A 25,624-nucleotide genomic window follows, 5' to 3' on the forward strand; every position below is an offset into this window, starting at 1 on the left:
TTACTCGGAAAACAGGCGCCGGCGCTCAGGCGAACATGGCTGCGAAGCGCGGCAGCGGAGCGTGCCCATGCTGCGCGCGACGTCGCGCACGGCCACGAGGGAATAAGTGCAAGAGCCGAATTATACCTTCCGCACGCGGGTTGCCGCCCTCGTCCGAACGGCCTAAGGCGTATGGGCGAACGGCGTCCGGACATCTGCGTACGCACCTTCCCAGCGCTCGCCCAACTCATCTTGAAAAAGCGCCGCGTCAGTTCCGAATACTTCCTCTGCAACGTTTCATTACAGCGGACCGCGCGAGCCGATCGTTTGCATTAAGATGTGCGCGCGCTGCGATGCGGGCTTACCGCACCTCGATCCGATACGGAGCGAACACCGCTGCAAGCGCGCGCAATCGCCGTCGGCGATCCGCCCGGTCTGACCTCAGCCTGATCGCGGTGCGCGCGCCGTTGCTGGAGAACTCGTTGAAACCCTCATCCCCGAGCTTGAGCCGCCGCAGCTTTTCGCTGGCGGCCGCATCCGCGGTGCTTGCCGCCTGCACCACGACCGCCGGCAAACTCGATGGCGCGCCGATCACCGCGACGCCCGCCGTTCCCCCGCCGCCTGAAAAAGCGCAACAGAAGCCGGTTCGCGTCGCGCTCGCTCTCGGCGGCGGCGCCGCGCGCGGCTTTGCGCACATCGGCGTCATCAAGGCTCTCGAGGCGCGCAATATCCAGATCGACCTGATTGCCGGCACGAGCGCCGGCTCCGTCGTCGGCGCGCTGTACGCGTCGGGCATGAACGGCTTCGCGCTGAACAAGCTCGCGCTGTCGATGGACGAAGCGTCGATCAGCGACTGGGCGATGCCGTTTCGTACGCGCGGCTTCCTGCAGGGCGTCGCGCTGCAGAACTACCTGAACACGACGCTGAACAACCGCCCGATCGAGAAGATGGCGAGGCCGCTCGGCGTGGTCGCGACCGATCTGCAAACCGGCCAGCCGATCCTGTTCCAGCGTGGCAACACCGGCATCGCGGTGCGCGCGTCATGCAGCGTGCCGTCGATTTTCGAGCCGGTGAAGATCGGCGGTCACGAGTACGTGGATGGGGGTCTCGTGAGTCCGGTACCGGCGTCGTTCGCGCGCAAGATGGGCGCGGATTTCGTGATCGCCGTCGATATCTCCCAGCGACCGGAAACCGGCGTCACGGCAAGCTCGTTCGACGTGTTGATGCAGACCTTCACGATCATGGGCCAGACGATCAAGGCCTACGAGCTCGACAAGTACGCCGACGTGGTGATCCGGCCGAATCTCGCGGCGATGAGCGGCAGCGATTTCTCACAGCGCAACGCCGCGATCCTCGCCGGCGAGGAAGCGGCCGCGAACATGATGCCGGAGTTGCAGCGCAAGCTCGCCGCGCGGCGCATGGGAGCCTGAAAGCCCGGCGACGCACGGTCGCTGTGCGTCGCCATGGCAAAAATGCGCGCATCAAACGCAAAAAGCCTGCTTCGAACGAAGCAGGCTTTTTTATCGCCAGGCCTGGCGCCGAATCAGTTATTCCCGCCGATCGTCGCGGTCACGCGCTTGCGCAGATCGTCGGCCTGATACGAGGTCTCGATCCGACGCGCACCCGTAAAGCGCTTTTCCCAGTAGCCGTCATCCATGTCGTCGACGCGGATCGTGCTGCCGGTGGACGGCGAGTGCACGAACTTGTTGTCGCCGATATAGATGCCGACGTGCGAGAACGTGCGGCGCATCGTATTGAAGAACACCAGATCGCCCGGCTTCAGGTCGCTTACCCGCACCTTCTCGCCCAGGCGGCTCATTTCCTCGGCACGGCGCGGCAGCGCGAGACCGAGCGTGTCCTGGAACACGTAGCGCACGAAACCGCTGCAATCGAGCCCCGAATCAGGCGTATTGCCGCCCCAACGGTAGCGAACGCCGATCATGTTCAACGCGCCGACCACCACGTCGCCCGCTTTGCCGGCCATGCCCGAAAGGAACGATTTGGCGCTGCCGCTTTCGCTGCCGGCGGCCTTGGTTTGGGGAGTGAGAAGGGAGAGAGGATCCGAGCCGTTGGCGGTCGGATATGCGGCATTCTGATTAAAACCGCTTACTTCGTCGGCGAACGCGCCGGGAGCTGCTGCCATCAAGACGCCAATGAACATCCCGGCGACGACGCGCGTGCAAGCCTGGGTGAAGTTTCTGTGCTGCATTGGTCGGTAGTTTTTGCCAAAAAATCAGGGGTCTAGAAAAAAAGTTTGCTCGATACTAGCCAGTAAGTATTTGCCTGTCAAAAGGAATAGGAAAAATCAATCGACAGACGCACTCAATTGGGGAAAGGGTGAAAAATCAACGATCAAGCGCCGCTTTCAGCAGCTTTCGCGTGTAAGGATGCGCAGGAGCAGCAAAAATTTTCTCGACTTCGCCGGTCTCGACGATCGATCCGTTTTGCATCACCACGACTCGGTGCGCCATCGCCCCGATCACTTCCAGGTCGTGGCTGATGAACACGAAGCCGAGGTTGTATTTGTGCTGCAAACCGGTGAGCAGCTTGAGCACCTGCTGCTGGATCGATACGTCGAGCGCGCTGGTCGGTTCGTCGAGGATCAGCACGCGCGGCTCCAGTACCAGCGCGCGCGCGATCGCGATGCGCTGCCGCTGCCCGCCCGAAAATTCATGCGGATAGCGATACAGCGCGGTCCGGTCGATGCCGACTTCGCGCAGCACCGCGACGACCTTGTCGCGCCGCGCCTGCGGCGTCATCTGCGGCCGATGCAGCGCGAGCCCCTCACCGACGATCCGCTCGATCGTCTGCCGCGGCGAAAGCGAACTAAAAGGGTCTTGAAAGACGACCTGCATATTCGAGCGCAGCGCGGTCTTTTCGGCGCCGCGATAGCTCGCGAGCGCCCTGCCCTGAAACTGGATCTCGCCATGCGCAGTGCGCTGCAGACCGAGCAGTGCCATCGCGAGCGTCGACTTGCCCGATCCCGATTCACCGACGATCCCGAGCGTCTCGCCCTGGCGCACCGACACGTTCGCCGCGTCGACCGCGCGAAACCGCCCCGCGCCGAACCAGCCACGCAGGCCGGTCAGTTTCGTTCTGAAGTCGACCGCCACGTCGCGCGCTTCGAGCAGCACCGGCGAGATCGGCAGCACCGGCACGACCTCGCGCTGCGGCCGGCTCGCGAGCAGCCGCTGGGTATACGGATGGCGCGGCGCCTCGAACACCTGCTCGACCGTGCCGGTTTCGACCAGCACGCCTCGCTCCATCACCGCGACGCGCTGCGCGAAGTGACGCACGAGGTTCAGGTCGTGCGTGATCAGCAGCACGGCCATGCCGCGCTTTTGTGCTTCGTCGCGCTGCAGTTCCAGCAGAAGCTCGACGATTTGCGCGCGAATCGTCACGTCGAGCGCGGTGGTCGGCTCGTCGGCGAGCAACAGGCGCGGCCGGCAGGCGAGCGCCATCGCAATCATCGCGCGCTGCCGCTGCCCGCCCGACAGCTGATGCGGGTAGCTGTTGATGCGCTTCTCCGGCTCGGCGATGCCGGTGCGCGCGAGCAGCGCGACCGCCCGCCTGCACGCTTCGGTCGCGCTGACGGCGTCATGCACGACGATCGTTTCCGCAATCTGGTCGCCGATCGTATACAGCGGATTGAGCGCGGTCATCGGTTCCTGGAAGATCATCGCGATGTCCGAGCCGCGCAGGCCACGCATCGCACGCTCGCTCTTCACGAGCAGATCTTTGCCATCGAAGCGGATCGCCCCGCTCACCTGCGCGTCGTTCAGCAGGCGCAGCACCGACAGCGCGGTCACGCTCTTGCCCGAGCCCGATTCGCCGACGAGCGCGACGCGTTCACCGCGCGCGATCGCGAGCGTGACGTCGTCGACGGCCACCGTGTCGCCGAACGCGACACGCAGATGGTCGAGTTCGAGCAGCGGCGTGTCCGTCGATTGCGGATCGATTTGCGGCAACGCGCTCATTGACCACCTCCGGCGTGTATCGCATCGGAGATACGCGTGTCGAGCGCGTTGCGCAGCGCGTCGCCCATGAAGGTCAATAGCAGCAGCATCGCCACCAGCACGCCGAAGGTCGACACCGAGATCCACCACGCGTCGAGATTCGCCTTGCCCTGAGCGAGCAGTTCGCCCAGGCTCGGCGTCGGCGGCGGCACGCCGAGGCCGAGGAAGTCGAGACTCGTCAGCGCGAGAATCGCGCTGCTCATGCTGAACGGCAGGAACGTGATGACCGGCGTCAGACTGTTCGGCAACACGTGACGCCACATGATCTGCCAATGCGACAGGCCCATCGCGCGCGCGGCGCGCACGTAGTCCTGCTGGCGATTGCGCAGGAACTCGGCGCGCACGTAGTCGGACAGGCCGATCCAGTTGAACAGCGACAGCAGCACGATCAAAAGAGCGAAGCTGCGCTCGAAGATCGATGAAAAGATGATCAGCAGATAGAGCTGCGGCATCGCGTTCCAGATCTCGATCAGACGCTGCCCGACGATGTCCGTTCGCCCTCCGAAGTAACCTTGCACCGCCCCCGCGGCGATGCCGACAATCGTGCTGATCACGGTCAGCACGAGGCCGAACACGACCGACACGCCGAAGCCGTACAGCAGACGCGCGAACAGATCGCGGCCGCGGTCGTCGGTGCCGAGCCAGTTCTCGCGCGACGGTGGCGCCGGGTTGGGCGCCTTGGAAAAGTAATTGAGCGTGTCGTAGTAGTAGTGATTGGGCGGATACAGCGCGAAGTTGCCCGGCGCATCGAAGCGGTGACGGATGTACGGATCGAGATAATCGGTCGGCGTGGGGAAGTCGCCACCGAAGGTGGTCTCGGCGTAGGTCTCGACGAGCGGGAAGTACAGATGGCCGTCGTAGCGCACGACGACCGGCTTGTCGTTCGACCACAGCGGCCCCACGAGGCTCGCCGCGAACGCGACGACGAAGATGATCAGGCTCCAGTAGCCGAGACGCTGCCGGCGAAAACGCTGCCACACGCGACGCGCCGGCGACGGCGACATCAGTGCCCGCGCGGGTTCGGTGCGCGCCGCCGCGTCGGCGGAAAGGCGGGCTCGATTCATCAGCGCTCCAGTTGTTCGAATTGGATGCGGGGATCGACCCACACATAGCAAAGGTCGGAGATCAGCCGCGTGACGAGGCCGATCAGCGTGAACAGATACAACGTGCCGAGCACGACCGGATAGTCCCGCCGCATTACCGATTCATACGACAGCAACCCGAGCCCGTCGAGCGAGAACAGCGTTTCGATCAGCAGGCTGCCGGTGAAGAACGCGCCGATGAACGCGCCCGGGAAATTGACGATCAGCGGCAGCAGCGCATTGCGAAACACGTGCTTCCACAACACGCGCCGCTCGGACAAACCTTTGGCACGCGCGGTCAGCACGTACTGCTTGCGGATTTCGTCGAGGAACGCGTTTTTCGTCAGCATCGTGACGACCGCGAAGCTGCCCACCACCGACGCCGTGATCGGCAGCGTGATATGCCATAGATAGTCGAGGATCTTGCCGACGAGGCTCAACTGGTCCCAGTTGTCGGAAGTGAGGTTGCGCAGCGGAAACAGCTGCAGGAACGTGCCGCCGCCGAACAGCACGAGCAGCAGCACGCCGAGCACGAAGCCCGGAATCGCGTAGCCGACCAGCACGACGAGGCTCGTCGCGATATCGAAGTGCGAGCCGTTGCGCACCGCCTTCGCGATGCCGAGCGGCACCGATATCAGATAGGTGAGAAAGAACGTCCACAGGCCGATGCTGATCGACACCGGCAGCTTCGACACGATCAGCGACAACACGCTCTGATGACGGAAATAGCTCTGGCCGAGATCGAAGGTCGCGAAGCGCTTGAGCATCAGCACGTAGCGTTCGAGCGGCGGTTTGTCGAAGCCGTACAACTGCTTCAGTTGCGCGATCTGTTGCGCATCGACGCCGCTATGCGAGCGCAGCCCGAACGGCGAGGCGCCCTCCGCGCCCTTGCGCAGTTCGTGCTGCATCTGCTCGACGGGGCCGCCCGGCACGAACTGGATCACGACGAAGGTCAGCGTCAGCACGCCGAGCAGCGTCGGGATCATCAGCAGCAGGCGTTTGAGGATGTAGCTCCACATAGGCTGTGTTCCAGTGCGAACGCGTTGGTGGGGACGATGGATCTGCGGATCAGTCGGCGCTGCCCGTGGGCGTGCGCGCCTGCGGGTCCTCGTACCACCACATCGTCGTGATCCAGCCCTCCGCGCCATAGTACAGCGGCAAAGTCTTCGGCCACGCGAGCCCGCGCTTGAACGCGACGCGATGCGTGCCGCTGTACCAGTGCGGCACCACATAGTAGCCATGCATCAGCAGACGGTCGAGCGCGTGCGCGGCATCGGTCAGCTGCTCGCGCGTTTGCGCATGCACGAGCGCGTCGAGCACCGCGTCGACGGCCGGCGACTTCAGGCCGATCGCGTTGTCCGAGCCGGGGGTATCGGCGGCCTTGCTGCCGAAGCGGGTGATCTGCTCGGAGCCCGGCACCTGCACGTCGGGCATGCGAATCGTCGTCACGTCGAAGTCGAATGCGTCGAGCCGCTTCTGATAGACCGCGAAGTCGGTGGTGCGGAAGTTCGCGGTAATGCCGAGCTTTTGCAGATTGCGCGTGAAGGTCGCGATGATCGGCTCCATCGACGAGGCCGAACCCGAGTCGTCGAGTATCTCGAACTGGAACGGCTCGCCCTTCGCGTTGCGCAGCGCGCCGTCACGATAGGTCCAGCCGGCCTGCTGCAGCAGATCGCGCGCCTGCAGCAGATTCGCGCGCAGCGAGCCGGGCGGATCGGTATCGGGCTGCTTCGGCGGCGGCCCGAATACCGCCGGGTCGAGTTGGGCGCGAAACGGCTCCAGCAGCGCGAGCTCGCCAGGCGAAGGCAGCCCCTTCGCCTGCCATTCGGTGTTGGCGAAATAGCTGTCGATGCGCGTGTACTGGTTGAAAAACAGCTGGCGGTTCAGCCACTGAAAGTCGAGCGCGAGATCGAGCGCCTTGCGCACCCGCACATCCTGGAACAGCGGCCGGCGCGTGTTCAGGAAAAAGCCCTGCATGCCGGTGCCGTTGTGCTGCGCAAACTCGCGCTTGATCAACTCGCCACTGTCGAACTTCTTGCCGACGTCGCGCCGCACCCAGTTGCGCGCGATATATTCGACCAACGCGTCGTACTCGCCAGCCTTGAACGCCTCGAGCCGCGCGGTGCTATCGGCATACAGCTTGTAGACGATGCGATCGAAGTTGTTCATGCCGACGCGCACCGGCAGATCGGCGCCCCAATAGTGCGGGTCGCGTTTGAACGTGATCGTGCGGCCGTTGTCGTAGCTGTCGATCAGATACGGCCCGCTGCCGACTGGCTTTTCGAATGCGAGCTGGTCGAACGGAACACGGCTGCCGTCGGGCTTCATCCCCCACTTGCGCGAGAACACCGGCATGCTGCCCGCGAGCAGCGGCAACTCGCGATTGCGCTCGCGAAACTCGAAGCGCACCGTGGCCGGATCGACGACGACCGCGCGCTTGATCTCGCTGAAAAGCGATGCGAACTGCGGCGCGGCCTGCGGGCTCTTCAGCGTGTCGAGAGAGAACTTGACGTCGTCGGCGGTCACAGGGTCGCCGTTCGAAAAGCGCGCGCGCGGATTGATGTGAAACGTGACCGACAGGCCGTCGGGCGCGACGACGATGTCGTCGGCGAGCAGCCCGTAGGCGGACGCGACTTCGTCGCTGCTGCCGATCGTCAGGCTCTCGAACATCAATTCGAGGCCGGGCGCCGCATTGCCACGCAGAGTAAACGGATTGAACTTGTCGAAGCTCGTTAGACGGCTCGGGTTCGCAAGCACGAGCGTGCCGCCTTTCGGCGCATCGGGATTGACGTAGTCGAAGTGCTTGAAGCCGGCCGGATATTTGGGCTCGCCGTATTGCGCGATCGCATGCGCGGCATGCGCGTGCGGCGCGACGAGCAGACTCGCGCACAGCAACGCGACGGCGAGCGCGGCGCGCAAGGGTCCGTGGATCACGCTGTGTCGAAGTCCCTCAGGCGTTTGAACCCGTCGCGAGCCAGTTGTCATGGAGTCGTGCTGGTAAATGGGCAGTGGCGATGTGGGGGATTCTACCCAATTAGCTTGCGCGATCTGGCGGGCGACTGCGACGAAATGCGTCAGCGACGGATGTTTCAGCACCAAAAAACAAAACCGCCCTCCAAGGGCGGTTCTGTCATCGCTGCGGCCGGTTGGCGCGCTTCAGCGCTGACGCAGTGGCGACTCAGTGCCAGCCGCGATGTTGGTCGTAGTGACCGCGCGCATAGTCGCCGCGGCCCGGCGGATGGTGGCGATACCAGTCGTTGCGCGCCCAGTAGCGATGGCCGTCCCAGTAACGGTCGCCATGCCAGCCGATCACGATTTGCGGACCGCCGTAGTACACGGGAGCCGGCTGATAGACGACGGGCGGCGGCGGAGGCGGCGGCGGTGCGTAGACCGGTGCCGGTGCGACGTAGACCGGCGCGGGAATGCCGATATTGACCCCGACGTTGAGCCCCGCGGCCATCGCGGCACCCGATGCAGCCAACGTCAACACGCCGAACACAAGCGGAACAAGACGAGCGGACTTCATTGATCACCTTTGTAGGAACATGTTTTGTTGGCGGAAATATAACGCAAAGGCAGCAACACGCGTATTTCAACTTTGTAATAACTGATGCTGAAAATCGCCTCGCCGGCGGCGGCGTAATGTCTGGTTACACACGCCAGACGGCGGCGAAAAAGCACCCTCCGCGCGGGCGCCGGCTCGCGGCCTGGCTGACATCCCGAAAACGAACATTTTAAAGTTCGAAAGAACATATCTGTTCGATATTTTTCACCACGGTCATCCGATCACCACTCCGATACCGGGCAAAAAAATATCAAATTATCCCGAAAAATCAAGGAAAAACATGGCAACAACTATGGTTTTCCCGGATATCCAGGTCGATTCCAAGTGATAGGATGACTGCCATTGAAAACCAATAAATGTTCGAATTCGCGCATACCCGAGCACTGCGCCGGAAGCAACCGCTCAATGCGCCACGGAGACTGATTTTGAAAACGATCAAGGGATTGCGCTGGTGGATCATCGCCCTCGTGTGCGTTGGGACGATCGTCAACTATCTGTCGCGCAACGCGCTCGGGGTGATGGCGCCCGAACTGATGAAACTGCTGCACATGAACACGCGGCAGTACTCGTACGTGGTCGGCGCGTTCCAGGTCGGCTATACGGTGATGCAGCCCGTCTGCGGCCTGATCATCGATCTGATCGGCCTGCGCCTCGGCTTCGCGCTGTTCGCGTGCCTGTGGTCGCTGACCGGCGTGTTCCACGGATTCGCGGGCAGTTGGCTTTCGCTCGCGGCGCTGCGCGGCTTCATGGGCCTGTCCGAAGCGGTCGCGATTCCGGCCGGCATGAAGGTCGTCGCCGAATGGTTTCCCGATCGCGAGAAATCCGTCGCGGTCGGCTATTTCAATGCGGGCACCTCGCTCGGCTCGCTGCTCGCGCCGCCGCTCGTCGTTTTCCTGTCGCTGCGCTACGGCTGGCAGAGCGCGTTCGCGGTGACCGGCGCGCTCGGCTTCGTGTGGGCCGCCGCATGGTTCGCGCTGTACCGCTCGCCCGCCGAGCACAAGCGCGTGAGCGATGCCGAGCGCGCCGCGATCGTCGAAGGCCAGGCACCGCCCGCCGCGCGCCGCGCGAGCGTGCGTGAAGTGCTGCGCACGCGCCGCTTCTGGGCGATCGCGCAAGCGCGCTTTTTCGCCGAGCCCGCGTGGCAGACGTTCAGCTTCTGGATTCCGCTCTATCTCGCCACGCAGCGTCATATGGATCTGAAGCAGATCGCGATGTTCGCGTGGCTGCCGTTTCTAGCCGCGGACCTGGGCGGTCTGTTCGGCGGCTATCTGTCGCCATTCCTGATGAAGCATTTTCGCGTGCCGCTGATCTGGTCGCGCATCTCGGGCGTCGTGCTCGGCGCGCTGATGATGATCGGGCCGGCATCGATCGGTCTCGTCGCGTCGCCCTACCAGGCCATCGCCCTCTTCTGCGTCGGCGGCTTCGCGCACCAGATGATCTCGGCGCTCGTCAACACGCTCGCCGCCGACGTATTCGATCCGGGCGAAGTCGGCACCGTCGCCGGCTTCGCGGGCATGGCCGCGTGGATCGGCGGCCTCGGCTTCTCCCTGATGGTCGGCGCGCTCGCCGATTCGATCGGCTACACGCCGCTGTTCGGTGCGCTCGGCGCATTCGACATCATCGGCGCGACGCTGCTGATCATCCTGATGCGCGGTGTGCCGCGCCACGGCCGCGCGCGCCGCGCCGAACTGAGCGTCAACACTGCTGCCTGACCTTCCTCGAAGACTCATCATGCGTTCACAGATCAATCTCAAATATCCGCCGCGCTTCGCGCTCGCCCGTCACGCTCGCAACCCCGCGGCCAACCCGGTCGTGCTAAGCGCGCAACCGAATTGCCGCATCGAGCTGTTCGTGCTCGCCGAGGACATCATCCGCGTGCTCGTGCTGCCGGACGGCGAAACGCGCGGCCCGCGCACATGGGCGATCGCGCCCGGGATGGACGACGTGCCGCTCGAAGGCCGCGAGCGCCGCGACCTGAGCGGCTTCACGCCGCCGCCGTTCACGGTGAACGAAGCAGCCGGTCACATCGTGATCGAAACGGCGCGCGTGCGCGTGAGCGTGGCGCTCGAAGGCGGCGCCTGCGCCTGGGACATCCTGCACGAAGGCACATGGCATCGCGTGATGAGCGATCGCAAGACCCAGGCGTACAACTTCGGCTGGTGGGACTCGCGCGTCTATCACTACGTCGAGCGGCGCCGCGACGAAATGTACGTGGGCCTCGGCGAGCGTGCCGGCTCGCTCGATCGCGCGCAGCAAAGCTACGAGATGCGCAACATCGACGCGATGGGCTACAGCGCGCGCACCACGGACCCGCTGTACAAGCACATCCCGTTCTACGTGACGTGGCAGCCGCAGACGTCGACGGGCTTCGGCCTGTTCTACGACACGCTCGGCGATTGTCGCTTCGACATGGGCCGCGAGCTCGACAACTATCACGGCCACTATCGGCACTTCATCGCCGAGCATGGCGATCTCGACTACTACTTCATCGCATCGCCCGGCTCGCCACTCGACGCGGTGCGCCGCTTCACGTGGCTCACCGGACGTCCCGCGTGGATGCCGAAGTGGGGCCTCGGCTACTCGGGCTCGACGATGAGCTATACCGACGCGCCGGACGCGCAACAGCAGATGGGCAAATTCATCGAGCGTTGCCGCGAACACGACGTGCTGTGCGATTCGTTCCATCTGTCGTCGGGCTATACGTCGATCGGGCCGAAGCGCTACGTGTTCAATTGGAATCACGACAAGTTTCCGGACATCGACGGGTTCGTGCGGAGCTATCTCGATCACGGCGTGCGTCTGTGCGCGAACATCAAGCCGTGTCTGCTGCAAGACCACCCAGCGTTCGACGACGTCGCCCACGCCGGCCTGTTGATCGAAGCGCCCGATGGCGATCCCGCATGGGTGCAGTTCTGGGACGAAGTCGGCGCGTACCTCGACTTCACGAATCCCGCGACGATCGACTGGTGGAAAGCTCGCGTGAAGGACGCACTGCTCAAATACGGCATCGCGGCCACCTGGAACGACAACAACGAGTTCGAGATCTGGTCGCCGCATGCTATCGCGCGCGGCTTCGGCAAGCCGTATCCGGCACACCAGGCGAAGGTGCTGCAGACGCAGCTGATGATGCGCGCGTCGCACGACGCGCAGCGCGAGCATGCGCCTGACAGGCGCCCGTTCCTCGTGTCGCGCTCGGGCGGCGTCGGCATGCATCGCTACGTGCAGACGTGGTCGGGCGACAACTACACGTCGTGGGAAACGCTGCGCTTCAATCTGAAGATGGGGCTCGGGCTCGCGATGTCGGGCGTGTCGAATAGCGGTCACGACATCGGCGGCTTCTCGGGTCCGGCCCCGGAGCCGGAGCTGTTTGCGCGCTGGGTCGGGTTCGGCATCTTCCTGCCGCGCTTTTCGATTCACTCGTGGAACGACGACGGCACCGTCAACGAGCCGTGGATGCATCCCGAAGTCACGCGGCACGTGGCAGACCTGATCAAGCTGCGCTATCGCCTGATCCCTTACCTCTACGAACTGCTGTGGCAATCGCATAGCGCGTACGAGCCGGTGCTGCGGCCGCTGTTCGCGGAGTTTCCGCACGATCCGCGCTGCCTCGTCGATGGCGACGACATGATGCTCGGCTCGTCGATGCTGGTCGCGCCAGTGGTCGATCCGGGCCAGAGCACGCGCGCCGTGTATCTACCGGCCGGTTCGCGCTGGGTGTCGTACTGGAGCGGCGAAACGTTCGACGGCGGCCAGACCGTCACGTTGCCCGCGCCGTTCGAGCGGCCGGTGTTCCTGCTGCGTGAAGGCAGCGTGATTGCGCTCAACATCGCCGAGCAGCATTTTGGCCGCCCCGCCGACCAACGCGCATTCCTCGCGGTGCCGTATGCCGACGCGGGCACCGCGCAAGGCGGCTCGATCGAGGACGACGGCGAGACCGAAGCCTGGCGCAACGGCGAGCAAGGCCGCTGGAACGTCACGCTGACGGGCGACGCAAACACTTTGCGGGTGACGCTCGAGCGTTCGCAATGGATGCCGCGCGTGCAGCCGCAAGTGCGCGTGTTCGTGCCGATGCGCGAAACACGCGCGGTCGTCTGCGCTAACGGCACGCTCGTCACCGATCACACCGCGGACGGCTGGCGCTGCCTGACGATTTCGGTGCCGCACTGAACAACACACCGCACCGGCCTGAGGGATCAGGCCGTCCCATCAGTCTGGAGACATCCCAATCATGAAAATAAACCAGCGCGCGCGCACCCGCGCGTTCGTCCTCTGCTGCCTGCCGTTCGCGGGCACCGCGTTGTCCACCAGCGCATCGGCGCAAAGCAGCGTCACGCTGTATGGCGTCGTCGACAATGCGTTCGCCTATGCCAGCAACCAGAAGGGGCATTCGAATTTCTATATGAGCCAGGGCAACCTGCAGGCGAGCAAGTTCGGCTTCCTCGGCTCGGAAGATCTCGGCGGCGGCACGAAGGCGATCTTCCGGCTCGAGAGCGGCTTCAATTCGCTGACTGGCGCGCAAAGCACCGCGGGCTACCTGTTCAATCGCCAAGCCTATGTCGGCCTCGCGAACGACCGCTACGGCACGGTGACGCTCGGCCGCCAGTACACACCCTACTTCCAGATGGTCGGCGCGCTCGGACCGACCGGCGTGCTGACCGGCGCGACCGGCGCGCACCCCGGCGATCTCGACGCCCTCGACACGACGCTGCGCTTCAATAATTCGGTAACCTACCTATCGCCGACGATCGGGGGCCTGCAGGCAAGCGCGCAGTATGGTCTCGGCGGCGTGCCCGGCAGCGTCGCGAACGGCAGCCTGTTCAGCGCGGCGCTGCGTTATGACTTCCAGCCCGTGTCGCTCGCAGCCGGCTACGTGAAGCTGAAGGACATTTCGACGAGCGCGGCGCTCGGCAGCTTCGCGATCAACTCGCCGGTCAACAACGGTTACGCGAGCGCGCGCAGCGCGCAGCTGTTCGCCGCGGCGGGTCGCTATACGTGGCACGATCTGATGGTGGGCCTCAACTACTCGAATGTGCAGTACGCGCCGGGCCACGGCTCGCTGTTCTTCGACAAGGCCGTGTTCAACACGTACGGTGCGATCGCGACGTACCGGATCACGCCGAGCGTGACGGTCGGCGGCGGCTATAGCTTCACCCAGGCAAGCAAGGCGAACGGCATCAGCGGTCCGGCGCACTATCATCAGATCTCGCTCGAACAGACCTACAACCTGTCGACGCGCACCACGCTGTACGCGCTCGAGGCCTATCAGCATGCAGGCGGCAAGTCGCTGATCTCGTCGGGCAGCGGTGTGACCATCGCCGACGCGGTCGCGGTGGTCGGCGACTCGCAGAACACGACGCCGTCATCGGGTCCGTCTCAGTTCGTCGGCATGGTGGGGTTGCGGCACGCGTTCTAAGCGAGGCGGTCTCGGTCAGCGGCACGACGGGATCAGTCATGCGGACTCCTTGCCTGCCGCGCCGGATCTGGCGCGGTTTTCTGCGGACCAGCGTGGCGGGCTAACGGCGCCTTGCATTGATCAGCAGACCTGCCTATTCACGTAGGACGTGGTCACATGCTGGAGGGCTGGGAATGCCGCTGACATCGCTGAAGTATCGAGCGAGATCAAAATCAAGCCGCGCAAAAACAAAAACCCCGCAGAGCCTAGACTCTGCGGGGTTTCGCCACCATTGCTGGCGGAGACGGAGGGATTCGAACCCTCGATCCAGGTTTTGGCCCAGATGCTCCCTTAGCAGGGGAGTGCCTTCGACCTCTCGGCCACGTCTCCCAAACTTTCTGTCGCACAGGGAGTCAGTGCGACGAAGCCAAGATCATAGCGGGCCGGGCCGATAAGGTCAATGTCTGACGAACATTATTTGTGCCAACGTGGCGTCTCATCACGCAATTCATTCACATGAACGCCACAAAACAAACGGGACGCTCCAGAGCGCCCCGTTTTTCCCGCCACTTATGCCTGATCGAGTTCGAAGGCCTTATGCAGCGCGCGTACCGCGAGCTCCATGTACTTTTCGTCGATCAACACCGAGATCTTGATCTCCGAGGTCGAGATCATCTGAATGTTGATGCCCTCTTCCGACAGCGTGCGGAACATCTTGCTGGCGATGCCAACGTGCGAGCGCATCCCGACGCCGACCACCGACACCTTCGACACCTTCGGGTCGCCCAGCACCTGCTCGGCCTGGACGTGCGCCTTTACCGTGCCGGTGAGGATTTCCATTGCACGCGCATAGTCGCCGCGGCCAACCGTGAACGTGAATGCCGTCTTGCCCTCGACGCTCTGGTTCTGGATGATCATGTCGACATCGATATTCGCGTCCGCCACCGGGCCGAGAATCTGATACGCGATGCCCGGCTTGTCGGGCACGCCCATCACGGCGATACGAGCTTCGTCGCGCTGGAACGCGATACCCGAGATGACTGCTTTTTCCATGGTCTCGTCTTCTTCAAAAGTAATCAGGGTGCCCGACTTCATTTCTTCGTCGAGTGGCATCAGCGGATCGGTCAGGCTCGACAGCACGCGCGTTTTCACCTGATATTTGCCGGCGAATTCCACCGAGCGGATCTGCAGCACCTTCGAACCCAGGCTGGCCATTTCCAGCATTTCTTCGAACGTCACGCGGTCGAGCCGGCGCGCTTCTTCAACGACGCGCGGGTCAGTCGTGTACACACCGTCGACGTCCGTGTAGATCAGGCACTCGTCGGCCTTCAGCGCGGCCGCGACCGCGACTGCCGACGTGTCCGAGCCGCCGCGGCCGAGCGTCGTGATGTGGCCGTCCGGGTCAATGCCTTGGAAGCCGGTGATCACGACCACCTTGCCGGCTGCGAGGTCTTGCATGACGCGCTCGCCGTCGATGTCGCTGATGCGCGCTTTCGTAAACGCGCTATCGGTCTTGACCGGCACCTGCCAGCCTGCGTAGCTGACCGCTTCGACGCCGGCTTCCTGCAGCGCGATCGCGAGCAGACCCGAGCTGACCTGCTCGCCGGTGGCGGCGATCATGTCGAGCTCACGCGGGCTCGGTTGAGTCGTGATTTCTTTCGCGAGGCCAAGCAGGCGATTGGTTTCGCCGGACATTGCCGACGGCACGACGACCATCTGATGGCCGGCCTTGTGCCATTTCGCGACGCGCCTGGCGACGTTCTTGATGCGCTCGACCGAGCCCATCGAGGTGCCGCCGTATTTATGTACGATGAGTGCCATTGTCGTTCTGAACTGGAAGAGAAACCGCGCTGGCGCGCTGGAGACGACCGCACAGAAAGCACAGGGGCGCAACGTCTCGTGAACGGCGGCAAAGTGTGTGGCGGCGTAGATGCAGCACGCGTGCAGCACGCGCGGATTTGCCCGGGATGAAATCGCAAATGGCTGATCGGAATTGAACGGCGACGACGGATCACGCACGCCTGCCGGCACTAACGACCGATAGCGACAAAAGCGACGGCGAAATCGGGTCGGGCAAACAAGCTAAAGTACCTGATTAGGCGCAAAAAGACAAGACGCAACGAGCGCTCAAATGCGTCGAATCAGGCCTGCAATGGCCTGTTTTATCGTTGATTTGCGCCCTGTTTCACGCTTTCGACATCTGCACGCACGGCTTGCGCGACTGTCCGACCGACGCTCAGGCGATCAGCAGATCCTCGCGCCAGACGATTTTCACGCACGCTTCGCGCTCCGGAGATGCGTCGCGCACGGTCCCGCGATTCACGCCGATCAGCGGCACGAACAGCAGTTCATCGCCAACGTAAAGCAATGGCACGTCGCGCTTCCATGCGGGAATGCCGCGCTCCTGAAACAGGTTCTTCAGCGTGCGGCTCGGCGTGTTCGGCACACCGACGCGCATGCGTTCTCCGCCGCGGCGCGCCCGCACGCTTAGAGAGGCTCGTTGCAGGACGCTGACGGGAACGATGTCGCATGCTTCGTTACGTGGCGCTGCGTGCGCTGCGTCGGCTGCGTCGGCTGCGTCGGCTGCGTCGGCTGCGTCGGCTACGTCGGAAGCAGCGGCTGCATCCACCATCGCGAACACGAACGTGCCGCGCCATTGCGGCAAATGCCAGATCTCTTGCCCTTGCCACGCGAGTTCACTGATCTCGCGCTCGACGAGCGCGGTTTCGTCGGCGGGTTCGCTGCTATCGCCGGCTTCCCAGTAGACGAGGCCGCGATAGCTGCGCAACGCATGCCCCGCATGATCGATGCGGAGCCGATGTCCGTCCTGCCCCGCAGCCACTTCGCGCAACTGCCGCAGTGCATCCGCGACACGCGCGCTCGATGCCGCGACGAAGCCGAGCGTACGCATCCAGTAGCGCAGCAGATTCAGCGCGCGATCGTCGTCGAGAGCGAGCAGCACGTCGTGCGCGAGGGCGCGTCCTTCATCGCGCGACGCGCTTTCCATGTCGGCGCGCGCGAGCGTGTCGAGCAATCGCTGCGCCGATGCCGAATGCGCGGCCGTGCGCGCGAGCGCATCGCGATAGCCCGGGAAGTGCACCGCGAGCACCGGCATCACCTGATGACGCAAGGCGTTGCGCGCATAACGCGTGTCCGCGTTCGATTCGTCGTCGATCCAGCGCAGCTTGCGCGCGCTCGCATAGTGTTCGAGCTGCGCGCGCAGCAGATGCAAAAGCGGCCGCACACGTGTCGTCGACGCACCTGTCGGCAGCGTGCCGGGCGCCATCGCCGCGAGACCCGCGAGCCCCGCGCCGCGCAGCAGTTGCAGCAGCACGGTCTCGGCCTGATCGTCCGCATGCTGCGCGAGCCATAGCGTGCCAATGCCGTGCGTTGCGCACATCGCGTCGAGCGCGCGATAACGCGCGTCGCGTGCCGCGGCCTCGATGCTCAGGCCCGGCGCGCGCGAAACATCCACGCGTCGCGCGTCGAATTCGACGCCACGTTCGCGCGCGAAAGCCTCGCAGTGCGCGAGCCACGTATCGGCATGTGGACTCAATCCATGATGCACGTGCAGCGCGATACAGCGCGACGCACCCGCGACGCGCACCGCCGCATCGAGGAGCACGCTCGAATCGACGCCGCCGCTGAATGCGACCGCAATGCGCGCGTTCGAATCGAGCCCGGACAGCGCGGCGCCGAGCGCCTCGATCACGAGGCGCTCGGCGGATGAGTCGGCGGTGGTGGTCACGTCGTTAGCGCGGAAAGCGCCGGTGGACGAAAGAGACAGGCCAACGCGCGGGCTTATGCGCCCGGCGTCGTTTCCTTGAATTTGCCGTACGCCATCAGCCGTTCGAAACGGCGTTCGCGCAGGTCGTTGGTGCTCATACCCTGGAACTGGCGCAGCGAATCGGCGAGCGCACGGCGCAGCATCGCCGCCATGCCCTTCGGATCGCGATGCGCGCCGCCGAGCGGCTCGTTGACGATCTTGTCGATCAGACCGAGCGCCTTCAGACGATGCGCGGTCAGGCCGAGCGCCTCCGCTGCTTCCGGTGCCTTGGCGGCGCTTTTCCACAGGATCGATGCGCAGCCTTCCGGCGAGATCACCGAGTAGGTCGAGAACTGCAACATCAGCACGCTGTCGCCCACCGCGATAGCGAGTGCGCCGCCCGAGCCGCCCTCGCCGATGATCGTCGCGATCAGCGGCGTCTTCAGCTCGGCCATCACGTACAGATTGCGGCCGATCGCTTCGGACTGGCCCCGCTCTTCCGCGCCGATGCCCGGGTACGCGCCCGGCGTGTCGATGAACGTGAAGATCGGCAGGCCGAACTTCTCGGCGAGGCGCATCAGCCGCTCGGCCTTGCGATAGCCTTCCGGACGCGGCATGCCGAAGTTGCGCAGCGCGCGCTCCTTGGTGTCGCGGCCCTTCTGATGACCGATCACCATGCACGCCTGGCCGTTGAACCGCGCGAGACCGCCGACGATCGACAGATCGTCCGCGAAGTTGCGGTCGCCATGCAGTTCATGAAAATCGGTAAACAGCTCGCTCACGTAGTCGAACGTGTACGGACGCTGCGGATGACGGGCGATTTGCGAAACCTGCCACGGTGTGAGGTTCGCATACAGATCTTTGGTGAGCTGCTGGCTCTTCTTGGACAGCCGCTCGATCTCTTCCGAAATATCGACGGCCGAGTCGTCCTGCACGAAGCGCAATTCTTCGATCTTCGCTTCGAGTTCAGCGATCGGCTGTTCGAAATCCAGAAACGTGGTCTTCATTGGTTGTAATCCTTGGACTTACCGGGCAGCGCGTATTCTAACCGCGTGCGCCGATGTCAAAACCATTTCTCAACTATCGATATCATATACGCGATAGTCTTTGAAACGGCTTCGTTTCCTGTTCTTCTTTAGTAGTCGACCGGTAACGGATCGAGACTACGCCACATGTACCAGGTCGCCACCGTGCGCCACGGCTCCCAGTTCGCGGCAACCTCGCGCGCTTCGCTGCGCGTGACGGGTTCGCCGCTGAAATAGTTGACGCTGATCGCGCGGATCAGGCCGAGGTCGTCGAGCGGTAGCACATCGGGACGCGACAGGTTGAAAATCAGGAACATCTCCGCGGTCCAGCGGCCGATGCCGCGAATCTGCGTGAGTTCGGCGATCACCGCCTCGTCGTCCATCGACGTCCACTTGCCGACGTGCAACGCGCCCGACACGAAATGCCTCGCGAGATCGAGCACGTACTCGGCCTTGCGTTTCGACAAACCGCACGCGGTCAGCTTCTCGAGACCGAGCTTGATGAACTGCTGCGGCACGAGCTTCGGACACGCGACTTCGACCCTCGCCCACACGGCCTGCGCCGAGGCGACCGAGATCTGCTGGCCGACCACCGAGCGCGCAAGCGTGACGAAAGGATCGCCACGACTCAGCAAATGCACGGGGCCGAACTTCGGAATCAGCTTCTTCAAAATGCGATCGCGCTTGACGAGATCCGCGCACGCCTTGTCCCAATACGCGGGACGCGTGACTTCAGGCGCGAGACCGCCGATCTGCACCGGCACCGCGACTTCGTTCGCGAGCGATGCGACACCGGCCGCTTCGCCGCCCGCGCTGGCCGTGCTCGCCGAGGTGGCCGATACGCGCGTCTTGCGCACGACTTCGCCCGCGTTCGTGTCGCGCGCGAGTTCCTGCACGTCGCCGGCGAGCTCGGCCGCGAGTTTGGCCGGCAACGCACCGTTGCCCTTCACACGCGACGCCGTTTTCGCGCGTTTCGCAGGCGCGTGTGCAGCTTCAGTGGCCGCGCCATTGAGCGAGCGTTTGGCTGCGCTCTTCTTTGCCGCGGTCGAGTCGGCTTTCGCCGCCGCCCCGCCCGCTTTCGAGGGCGCTTTGTCTACCGCGCCGTCGCCCGCACGAGTCGACTGAGCTGCGGCAGCCGATGCTGCGGCTGCCACACTGGTTTGAGACGCCGCGCGTTTAGCCGGCGTCTTCGTGGCCGTTGCCATCCTGCCTCCTGCCTGGCGAGTCGTTCAGAGGGAACTACGAGGTGCGCTCACACGCGCCGCCACTCGGTCAACCCGCCGGGTTTGTCTTCAAGGGCAACGCCGGCATCGAGCAATTCGGCCCGGATCCGGTCTGCTGCCGCATAGTCCTTTGCCTGCTTGGCGGCGATGCGCGCGGCGATCTTCGCTTCGATCGCGGCGGGCTCGAGCGCGCCTTCGGCTGCAGCACCCGCTGCCTGCTGCAGGTAGGCACGCGGTTCGCGTCCGAGCAGCCCGAGCACCGCGCCAAGCGCGCGCAATTGACGGGCCAGCGCGGGGTCGCGCGTGCGGTTCACTTCGGTGGCCAGCTCGAACAGCACCGACACGGCCACCGGCGTGTTGAAGTCGTCGTTCATTGCCGCCTGGAAACGCTGCGCGTGCGCTTCGTTCCAGTCGAGCACGGCGCTATCGGGCGTCACGTCTTTCAACGCCGTGTACAAACGCGCGAGTGCATTGCGCGCGTCGTCGATATGTACGTCGCTGTAGTTCAACGGCGAGCGGTAATGCGCGCGCGCGATGAAGAAACGCACCACCTCTGCATCGTACTGCGCGAGCACTTCGCGAATCGTAAAAAAATTGTTCAACGACTTCGACATCTTCTCATTGTCGATCTGTACGTAGCCGTTGTGCATCCAGTAATTGACGAATGTTTGTCCGGTCGCGGCCTCACTTTGCGCGATCTCGTTTTCGTGGTGCGGAAACTGCAGATCCTGGCCGCCACCGTGAATGTCGAACTGTTCACCGAGCAGCGTGCAGCCCATCGCCGAGCACTCGATGTGCCAGCCGGGACGACCGCGCCCGTACTTCGAATCCCAGCCGGTGTCGGCCGGTTCCTCGGGCTTCGCCTGCTTCCACAGCACGAAGTCGAGCGGGTCCTGTTTCGCGTCGTTGGCCGCGACGCGTTCGCCAGCGCGCAGGTCTTCGAGCGACTTGCCCGACAGCTTGCCGTATCCTGCGAATTTGCGTACCGCGTAGTTGACGTCGCCGTCGCTCGCCTGGTAGGCGTAGCCGTTTTTCTCGAGCGTCTCGATCATGCCGAGCATCTGCGGAATGAAGTCGGTCGCGCGCGGCTCGATGTCCGGACGCTCGATGCCGAGCGCGTCCGCGTCTTCATGCAGCGCGGCGATGAAGCGATCGGTCAGCGATTTGATGGTTTCACCGTTCTCGACTGCGCGCTTGATGATCTTGTCGTCGATATCGGTAATGTTGCGCACGTAGGTCACGTTGTAGCCAAGCGCACGCAACCAGCGCTGCACGATGTCGAACACGACCATCACCCGCGCATGACCGACGTGACAATAGTCGTACACGGTCATCCCGCAGACGTACATCCGCACGACACCTTCGCGCAGCGGCACGAAAGTCTGTTTGTCACGCGCGAGCGTGTTGTAAATGCGCAGAGATTCCATAGAGAGCGGTGCGTGGGCCGAAAGAAGTCCGCATTGTGCTTCATGCGCGCCGCGACCCGCGAAACGAACAGGATAACGGGTACATCGCATACAGCTGAAACCGGCGCACCTCGTGCGGCGATCAGGCTGCAGACGACGCTGCGAACCGGGCGGAGACGGCCACGAGTGGCGAAAAGACAGTCGGCGGTTCGACGGAACGCGCAGACCTTTTGTTAGAATGGCTCGGAGTATAACATCGAGACCTGAGCCTATGAAACACTCCAGCGGCCGCGCGCACAGCGCTGCGACCCTCGCCGCGACTGCGTTTGGCAACGTTGTCGGTGGCGTTACTTTGGAAGCGGCGCGTGCCCTCGCGTGGCGCGTCACCGTCGTTGCCGCACTTGCCGCGGTGCCGGTCGCGAGCGCTTATGCGCAGAAGACCGCGGTGATGCCGCAAGGCCCCGCCGTGCGTGACAATACGCCGGAAATCGACGCGTCGATCGCGCAGAAAAACTGGCAAGCCGCGCTGACCCAACTCGATGCGCGCGTCGCCGCGAATCCGCGCGACGCACAAGCGAAGTTCAAACGCGCAAACGTGCTCGTGCATCTGAATCGCGACGACGAAGCGATCACGGCGTTCACCGAACTCACGCAGCTGTATCCCGAGTTGCCCGAGCCGTACAACAACCTCGCCACACTCTTCGCGAGACAAGGCCGTCTGACCGAGGCGCGCGCGGCGCTCGAGATGGCCACCCAGGTCAATCCGAACTACGGCCTCGCGTTCGAGAACCTCGGTGACCTCTATCTGCGCCTCGCCGATGCCGCGTACCGTCGCGCGGAGAGCCTCGGCAAGGCGAGCCCGAGGACCGCGCAGCGTCTCGCGGATATCCAGAAGGTCGTGTCGCCGGCAACGCCCGCTGCCGCGGCGTCACAGCCCGCCGCCGAGCAGACGACCGTGCCCGCCGCGCACCCCACGTCGAACATCACGGACAGCCCGAGCTTCCAGTTCGGCGGCCCGAATGGCTCGCTCGCCATGCCGCCGTACATGGCGCCGTCGCGCTGAGCGCCGGGCTCGTTGCCTGCCGCAAGTTTTCTCCAACCCCGAGGACTTTCATGAAATGGTTGATGTTGGCGCTCGGCAGCGCCGCCCTGATCGCAAACGCACCCGCCTTTGCGCAGTCCGGTTCGCAGGCCGCTCATCCTTCCGTGCTGCTGAAGACGTCGGAGGGTGACATCCGCGTCGAGCTGTATCCCGAGAAAGCGCCAAAGACGGTCGCCAATTTCCTCGACTACGTGAAAGCCGGCCAATATAGCGGCACGATCTTCCATCGCGTGATTCCGGGCTTCATGATCCAGGGCGGCGGCTATACGCAGAGCTTCGTCGAGAAGCCGACGCGCGCGCCGATTCCGCTCGAGAGCCGCACCGGTCTGAAGAACACCGCTGGCACGATCGCGATGGCACGCACCAGCGACCCGAATTCGGCCACCGCGCAGTTCTTCATCAACACGGTGGACAATGCCAATCTCGACTACCCGAATCCGGACGGCAACGGCTACGCGGTATTCGGCAAGGTCACGAGCGGCATGGACGTCGTGAAACGCATCGAAGCCACGCCCACCACCACGCGCGGCCCGATGAGCGATGTGCCGCAGAAGCCGGTCGTGATCCAGTCGGCGACGGTGGTGAGCAAGTAAAAACGAACGGGCAAGCAAACCCGCGCGGCCGAAGCCCGGCCCCAACCAACGCCCCGGCGCGGCCGGTCGTCAGCACATGACGACGCGCCGCGCCTTTTATCCACCTGTTCATCAAAGGATTCCATCATGGTTGAACTGCATACGAACCACGGCCTCATCAAACTCGAGCTGAATGCCGAAAAGGCGCCGAAGTCGGTCGAGAACTTCCTGAACTACGTGAAGGCCGGCCACTACGACAACACGGTGTTTCACCGCGTGATCGACGGCTTCATGATCCAGGGCGGCGGCTTCGAACCCGGCATGAAGCAGAAGCCGACGGCCGAGCCGATCACCAACGAGGCGAACAACGGTCTGAAGAACGAGAACGGCTCGATCGCGATGGCGCGTACCAACGACCCTCATTCGGCGACCGCGCAATTCTTCATCAACGTGAACGACAACGACTTCCTGAACCACTCGTCGCCGACGCCGCAAGGCTGGGGCTATGCGGTGTTCGGCAAGGTCGTCGAAGGCATGGACGTGGTCGAGAAGATCAGGAAGGTCAAGACCGGTTCGAAGGGCTTCCATCAGGACGTGCCGGTCGATGACGTCGTGATCGAAAAAGCTGTCGTCGTCGGCTAAGCCGTGAGTGAGTCGCGCCTCATGCGGGCGTCGACTCCTTTGAACTGAAATCAGGCACCTTCAATGCTGCAAGAAACGCCGCCGCGAAGCGTCGCCGCGGGCGTGCCAGGCGAGGGCCAACGCCCGCACGCCGCGCGCCCTTTTTTCTTCCTCTCCGATCTGCATCTGAGCGAGGCGAGTCCGCGCACGCTCGCCGCGTTCGAGCATTTCATCCGCGTGAGCGCGGAAGCGGCCGACTCGGTGTTCATCCTCGGCGACCTGTTCGAGTACTGGGTCGGCGACGACATGCTGAGCGAGCCGTTCGTCGCCCATATTGCGGCGCTGCTGCACACGCTGTCCGAGCGCGGCATCGCGCTTTACATCATGCACGGCAACCGCGACTTTCTGCTGGGCAAGCGCTTCATGAAAGCGGCCGGCGCGATCTGGCTGCCCGATCCGTTCGTGATTACCGCGTTCGGCACGCGCATTGCGCTCGCCCATGGCGATGGTCTGTGCACCGCGGATCGCGGCTATCAGTTGTTCAGGTGTTTCGCGCGCAATCGACTCGCGCAGATTCTGTTTCTCGCGTGGCCGTTTCGTTGGCGTCGCAAGCTCGCCGAGAACATGCGCTCGAAGAGCGAGCATGGCCGCACGCGGCCGATGCCGATCAAGTATGACGTGACCCCGCAAGGTGTCGCCGCGCTGTTCAGGAAATCGAAGACCGCGACGATCATTCATGGGCATACCCATCTGCCCGCGCGGCATCGCGAGCCGGGCGGCACGCGCTGGGTTCTGCCCGACTGGGATCTCGATCACGGCGAGCGCCGGGGCGGCTATCTGAAGATCGATGCCGACGGGATTCGAGCGCTGCCGCTGGATTGACCTCGTGGGTACGGCGTGCGCTTCGCGCTGCCGAGGCGCCGATACCTAGCGCTCCCCCGCCAGCCCCTCCACCTTCCCCCCGATCGCCGCCGATAGCCGCCGCAAATCGAGCAACGCCGCATCCGCGCCTTGCAGACCTTCGAGGCTCGTGCCGAGCCGCTCGAGCGCATCGACGATTTCATCGATACGTCGCGCCTGAGTAGCCGCATGGTCGATCAGACCGTGAATCGCGAGCGAAACCGGATCGTCCGCGTTAGGCGTGATGCCGTATGCGCAAAACGCGCTGATTTCGCTGCCGCGCTTCGCGTCACGCGCGGCGTCGTTCGCATTCGGGTTCGCACCGTTCGCACCGTTCGCAGCCGCCGCGGCCGGCACGATGATCCGCGCCGGATTGCCGAGCGCCGTGCCACGCGCGGGCACCGGCTTCGTCACGACCGCGTTCGATCCGATCTTCGCGTCCGCGCCGACGGTGAAGCCGCCGAGCACCTTCGCGCCCGCACCGACGATCACACCACGCTCGAGCGTCGGATGCCGCTTCGCGCCGCGCGTGAGCGACGTGCCACCGAGCGTCACACCCTGGTAGATCGTGCAGTCGTCGCCGATCTGCGCGGTCTCGCCGATCACGACGCCCATGCCGTGATCGATGAACACGCGCCGCCCGACGCTCGCGCCCGGATGAATCTCGATGCCGGTCATGAAGCGCGCCATCTGGGACACGAAACGCGCGAGCCAGCGGCGCTTCGCGCGCCAGCACGCGTGAGCGATCCGATGCAGCACGAGCGCGTGCAGCCCCGGATAACACGTGAGCACTTCCCATGCGCTGCGGGCGGCGGGATCGCGCTCGCGGATGGTGGCGATATCTTCGCGAAGTCTCGTGAACATGGCAGGGACTGTATTGTTGGGGGAAAACCGTCTGCGTGAGCGAATCCGCGCGGTTTGCGCATGCGCGCGACTCTGCGTTTCGCGCCATAGCTAACGGCATCGCTGCCGCTT

General features: G+C 64.1%; 20 protein-coding genes and 1 tRNA gene. 8 read left to right on the top strand and 13 right to left on the bottom strand.

Annotated elements, in window-relative coordinates; translation table 11 throughout:
* Window positions 1-461 precede the first annotated feature (461 nt).
* Window positions 462-1,409: a patatin-like phospholipase family protein gene (locus tag F6X39_RS02080; RefSeq protein WP_187615402.1), complete on the top strand. Its 948-nt coding sequence runs from the start codon at window positions 462-464 to the stop codon at window positions 1,407-1,409.
* Window positions 1,410-1,522: 113 nt separating this feature from the next.
* Here the strand turns inward: F6X39_RS02080 and F6X39_RS02085 are convergent, their stop codons facing one another.
* The 6 genes from F6X39_RS02085 to F6X39_RS02110 form a co-directional block, all read right to left on the bottom strand.
* Window positions 1,523-2,188 carry a C40 family peptidase gene (locus F6X39_RS02085; protein WP_187615403.1) on the bottom strand — a complete coding sequence of 222 codons (666 nt, stop codon included), beginning with the start codon at window positions 2,186-2,188 and terminating at the stop codon, window positions 1,523-1,525.
* 136 nt (window positions 2,189-2,324) lie between these two features.
* Complete coding sequence (locus F6X39_RS02090; RefSeq protein ID WP_187615404.1) at window positions 2,325-3,956, bottom strand: ABC transporter ATP-binding protein; 1,632 nt, start codon at window positions 3,954-3,956, stop codon at window positions 2,325-2,327.
* On the bottom strand, window positions 3,953-5,059 hold the full coding sequence (locus tag F6X39_RS02095) for an ABC transporter permease (RefSeq protein ID WP_184066272.1): 1,107 nt from the start codon (window positions 5,057-5,059) through the stop codon (window positions 3,953-3,955). The genes F6X39_RS02090 and F6X39_RS02095 overlap by 4 nt, the downstream gene beginning before the upstream one ends.
* The gene (locus tag F6X39_RS02100; protein WP_090800650.1) at window positions 5,059-6,096 is read right to left on the bottom strand and encodes a microcin C ABC transporter permease YejB; all 1,038 of its coding nucleotides are present in this window, start codon (window positions 6,094-6,096) and stop codon (window positions 5,059-5,061) included. Before F6X39_RS02100 ends, F6X39_RS02095 begins: the two co-directional genes overlap by 1 nt.
* A 49-nt stretch (window positions 6,097-6,145) precedes the next feature.
* A complete protein-coding gene (locus F6X39_RS02105) occupies window positions 6,146-8,062 on the bottom strand; it encodes an extracellular solute-binding protein (RefSeq protein ID WP_187615405.1) in 1,917 nt (638 codons plus the stop codon).
* 193 nt (window positions 8,063-8,255) lie between these two features.
* Entirely contained in the window at window positions 8,256-8,603 is a 348-nt protein-coding gene (locus tag F6X39_RS02110; RefSeq protein WP_184056973.1) for a hypothetical protein, read from the bottom strand.
* Window positions 8,604-9,067: 464 nt separating this feature from the next.
* Here F6X39_RS02110 and F6X39_RS02115 point away from each other — a divergent pair, with 464 nt between their 5' ends.
* From F6X39_RS02115 to F6X39_RS02125, 3 genes are all read left to right on the top strand, one after another.
* Complete coding sequence (locus F6X39_RS02115) at window positions 9,068-10,354, top strand: MFS transporter (RefSeq protein ID WP_187610447.1); 1,287 nt, start codon at window positions 9,068-9,070, stop codon at window positions 10,352-10,354.
* A gap of 19 nt (window positions 10,355-10,373) precedes the next feature.
* On the top strand, window positions 10,374-12,809 hold the full coding sequence (locus tag F6X39_RS02120; RefSeq protein WP_187615406.1) for a glycoside hydrolase family 31 protein: 2,436 nt from the start codon (window positions 10,374-10,376) through the stop codon (window positions 12,807-12,809).
* A 61-nt stretch (window positions 12,810-12,870) separates the two neighbouring features.
* A complete protein-coding gene (locus F6X39_RS02125) occupies window positions 12,871-14,055 on the top strand; it encodes a porin (protein WP_187615407.1) in 1,185 nt (394 codons plus the stop codon).
* Window positions 14,056-14,330: 275 nt separating this feature from the next.
* Here F6X39_RS02125 and F6X39_RS02130 read toward each other — a convergent pair.
* From F6X39_RS02130 to cysS, 6 genes are all read right to left on the bottom strand, one after another.
* Window positions 14,331-14,424, bottom strand: a tRNA-Ser gene (locus F6X39_RS02130).
* 180 nt (window positions 14,425-14,604) lie between these two features.
* On the bottom strand, window positions 14,605-15,855 hold the full coding sequence (locus F6X39_RS02135) for an aspartate kinase (protein WP_090800687.1): 1,251 nt from the start codon (window positions 15,853-15,855) through the stop codon (window positions 14,605-14,607).
* A gap of 415 nt (window positions 15,856-16,270) precedes the next feature.
* Window positions 16,271-17,782, bottom strand: a complete 1,512-nt coding sequence (gene tilS / locus F6X39_RS02140) for a tRNA lysidine(34) synthetase TilS (protein ID WP_187615408.1) — start codon at window positions 17,780-17,782, stop codon at window positions 16,271-16,273.
* 53 nt (window positions 17,783-17,835) lie between these two features.
* A complete protein-coding gene (locus tag F6X39_RS02145) occupies window positions 17,836-18,807 on the bottom strand; it encodes an acetyl-CoA carboxylase carboxyltransferase subunit alpha (protein WP_090800690.1) in 972 nt (323 codons plus the stop codon).
* A 128-nt stretch (window positions 18,808-18,935) separates the two neighbouring features.
* Window positions 18,936-20,030, bottom strand: coding sequence for a DNA-3-methyladenine glycosylase family protein (locus F6X39_RS02150; RefSeq protein WP_187615409.1), 1,095 nt, complete (start codon window positions 20,028-20,030; stop codon window positions 18,936-18,938).
* A gap of 47 nt (window positions 20,031-20,077) precedes the next feature.
* Window positions 20,078-21,475 carry a cysteine--tRNA ligase gene (cysS, locus tag F6X39_RS02155; protein ID WP_187615410.1) on the bottom strand — a complete coding sequence of 466 codons (1,398 nt, stop codon included), beginning with the start codon at window positions 21,473-21,475 and terminating at the stop codon, window positions 20,078-20,080.
* Window positions 21,476-21,725: 250 nt separating this feature from the next.
* On the opposite strand from cysS, the gene F6X39_RS02160 reads away from it, so the two are divergent.
* The 4 genes from F6X39_RS02160 to F6X39_RS02175 all read left to right on the top strand — a co-directional run bounded on the left by F6X39_RS02160 (window position 21,726) and on the right by F6X39_RS02175 (window position 24,631).
* A complete protein-coding gene (locus F6X39_RS02160; protein ID WP_184022476.1) occupies window positions 21,726-22,517 on the top strand; it encodes a tetratricopeptide repeat protein in 792 nt (263 codons plus the stop codon).
* Window positions 22,518-22,567: 50 nt separating this feature from the next.
* The gene (locus F6X39_RS02165; RefSeq protein WP_184022474.1) at window positions 22,568-23,149 is read left to right on the top strand and encodes a peptidylprolyl isomerase; all 582 of its coding nucleotides are present in this window, start codon (window positions 22,568-22,570) and stop codon (window positions 23,147-23,149) included.
* Window positions 23,150-23,275: 126 nt separating this feature from the next.
* On the top strand, window positions 23,276-23,770 hold the full coding sequence (locus F6X39_RS02170) for a peptidylprolyl isomerase (RefSeq protein WP_187615411.1): 495 nt from the start codon (window positions 23,276-23,278) through the stop codon (window positions 23,768-23,770).
* Window positions 23,771-23,833: 63 nt separating this feature from the next.
* Entirely contained in the window at window positions 23,834-24,631 is a 798-nt protein-coding gene (locus tag F6X39_RS02175; protein ID WP_187615412.1) for a UDP-2,3-diacylglucosamine diphosphatase, read from the top strand.
* 45 nt (window positions 24,632-24,676) lie between these two features.
* Here the strand turns inward: F6X39_RS02175 and cysE are convergent, their stop codons facing one another.
* Window positions 24,677-25,513: a serine O-acetyltransferase gene (cysE, locus tag F6X39_RS02180; RefSeq protein WP_187615413.1), complete on the bottom strand. Its 837-nt coding sequence runs from the start codon at window positions 25,511-25,513 to the stop codon at window positions 24,677-24,679.
* Window positions 25,514-25,624: the final 111 nt, after the last annotated feature.

Source organism: Paraburkholderia sp. UCT2 (assembly GCF_014397665.1).
GTDB classification, from domain to species: domain Bacteria; phylum Pseudomonadota; class Gammaproteobacteria; order Burkholderiales; family Burkholderiaceae; genus Paraburkholderia; species Paraburkholderia tuberum.

Bases quoted from the DNA above. Each gene is read 5' to 3' on its own strand.
- cysE (WP_187615413.1), bottom strand. From the start codon at position 25,513: ATGTTCACGAGACTTCGCGAAGATATCGCCACCATCCGCGAGCGCGAT.
- F6X39_RS02095 (WP_184066272.1), bottom strand. From the start codon at position 5,059: ATGAATCGAGCCCGCCTTTCCGCCGACGCGGCGGCGCGCACCGAACCC.
- F6X39_RS02120 (WP_187615406.1), top strand. From the start codon at position 10,374: ATGCGTTCACAGATCAATCTCAAATATCCGCCGCGCTTCGCGCTCGCC.
- F6X39_RS02160 (WP_184022476.1), top strand. From the start codon at position 21,726: ATGAAACACTCCAGCGGCCGCGCGCACAGCGCTGCGACCCTCGCCGCG.
- F6X39_RS02085 (WP_187615403.1), bottom strand. From the start codon at position 2,188: ATGCAGCACAGAAACTTCACCCAGGCTTGCACGCGCGTCGTCGCCGGG.
- F6X39_RS02165 (WP_184022474.1), top strand. From the start codon at position 22,568: ATGAAATGGTTGATGTTGGCGCTCGGCAGCGCCGCCCTGATCGCAAAC.
- cysS (WP_187615410.1), bottom strand. From the start codon at position 21,475: ATGGAATCTCTGCGCATTTACAACACGCTCGCGCGTGACAAACAGACT.
- F6X39_RS02145 (WP_090800690.1), bottom strand. From the start codon at position 18,807: ATGAAGACCACGTTTCTGGATTTCGAACAGCCGATCGCTGAACTCGAA.
- F6X39_RS02175 (WP_187615412.1), top strand. From the start codon at position 23,834: ATGCTGCAAGAAACGCCGCCGCGAAGCGTCGCCGCGGGCGTGCCAGGC.
- F6X39_RS02150 (WP_187615409.1), bottom strand. From the start codon at position 20,030: ATGGCAACGGCCACGAAGACGCCGGCTAAACGCGCGGCGTCTCAAACC.
- F6X39_RS02105 (WP_187615405.1), bottom strand. From the start codon at position 8,062: ATGACAACTGGCTCGCGACGGGTTCAAACGCCTGAGGGACTTCGACAC.
- F6X39_RS02170 (WP_187615411.1), top strand. From the start codon at position 23,276: ATGGTTGAACTGCATACGAACCACGGCCTCATCAAACTCGAGCTGAAT.
- F6X39_RS02125 (WP_187615407.1), top strand. From the start codon at position 12,871: ATGAAAATAAACCAGCGCGCGCGCACCCGCGCGTTCGTCCTCTGCTGC.
- F6X39_RS02090 (WP_187615404.1), bottom strand. From the start codon at position 3,956: ATGAGCGCGTTGCCGCAAATCGATCCGCAATCGACGGACACGCCGCTG.
- F6X39_RS02135 (WP_090800687.1), bottom strand. From the start codon at position 15,855: ATGGCACTCATCGTACATAAATACGGCGGCACCTCGATGGGCTCGGTC.
- F6X39_RS02110 (WP_184056973.1), bottom strand. From the start codon at position 8,603: ATGAAGTCCGCTCGTCTTGTTCCGCTTGTGTTCGGCGTGTTGACGTTG.
- F6X39_RS02100 (WP_090800650.1), bottom strand. From the start codon at position 6,096: ATGTGGAGCTACATCCTCAAACGCCTGCTGCTGATGATCCCGACGCTG.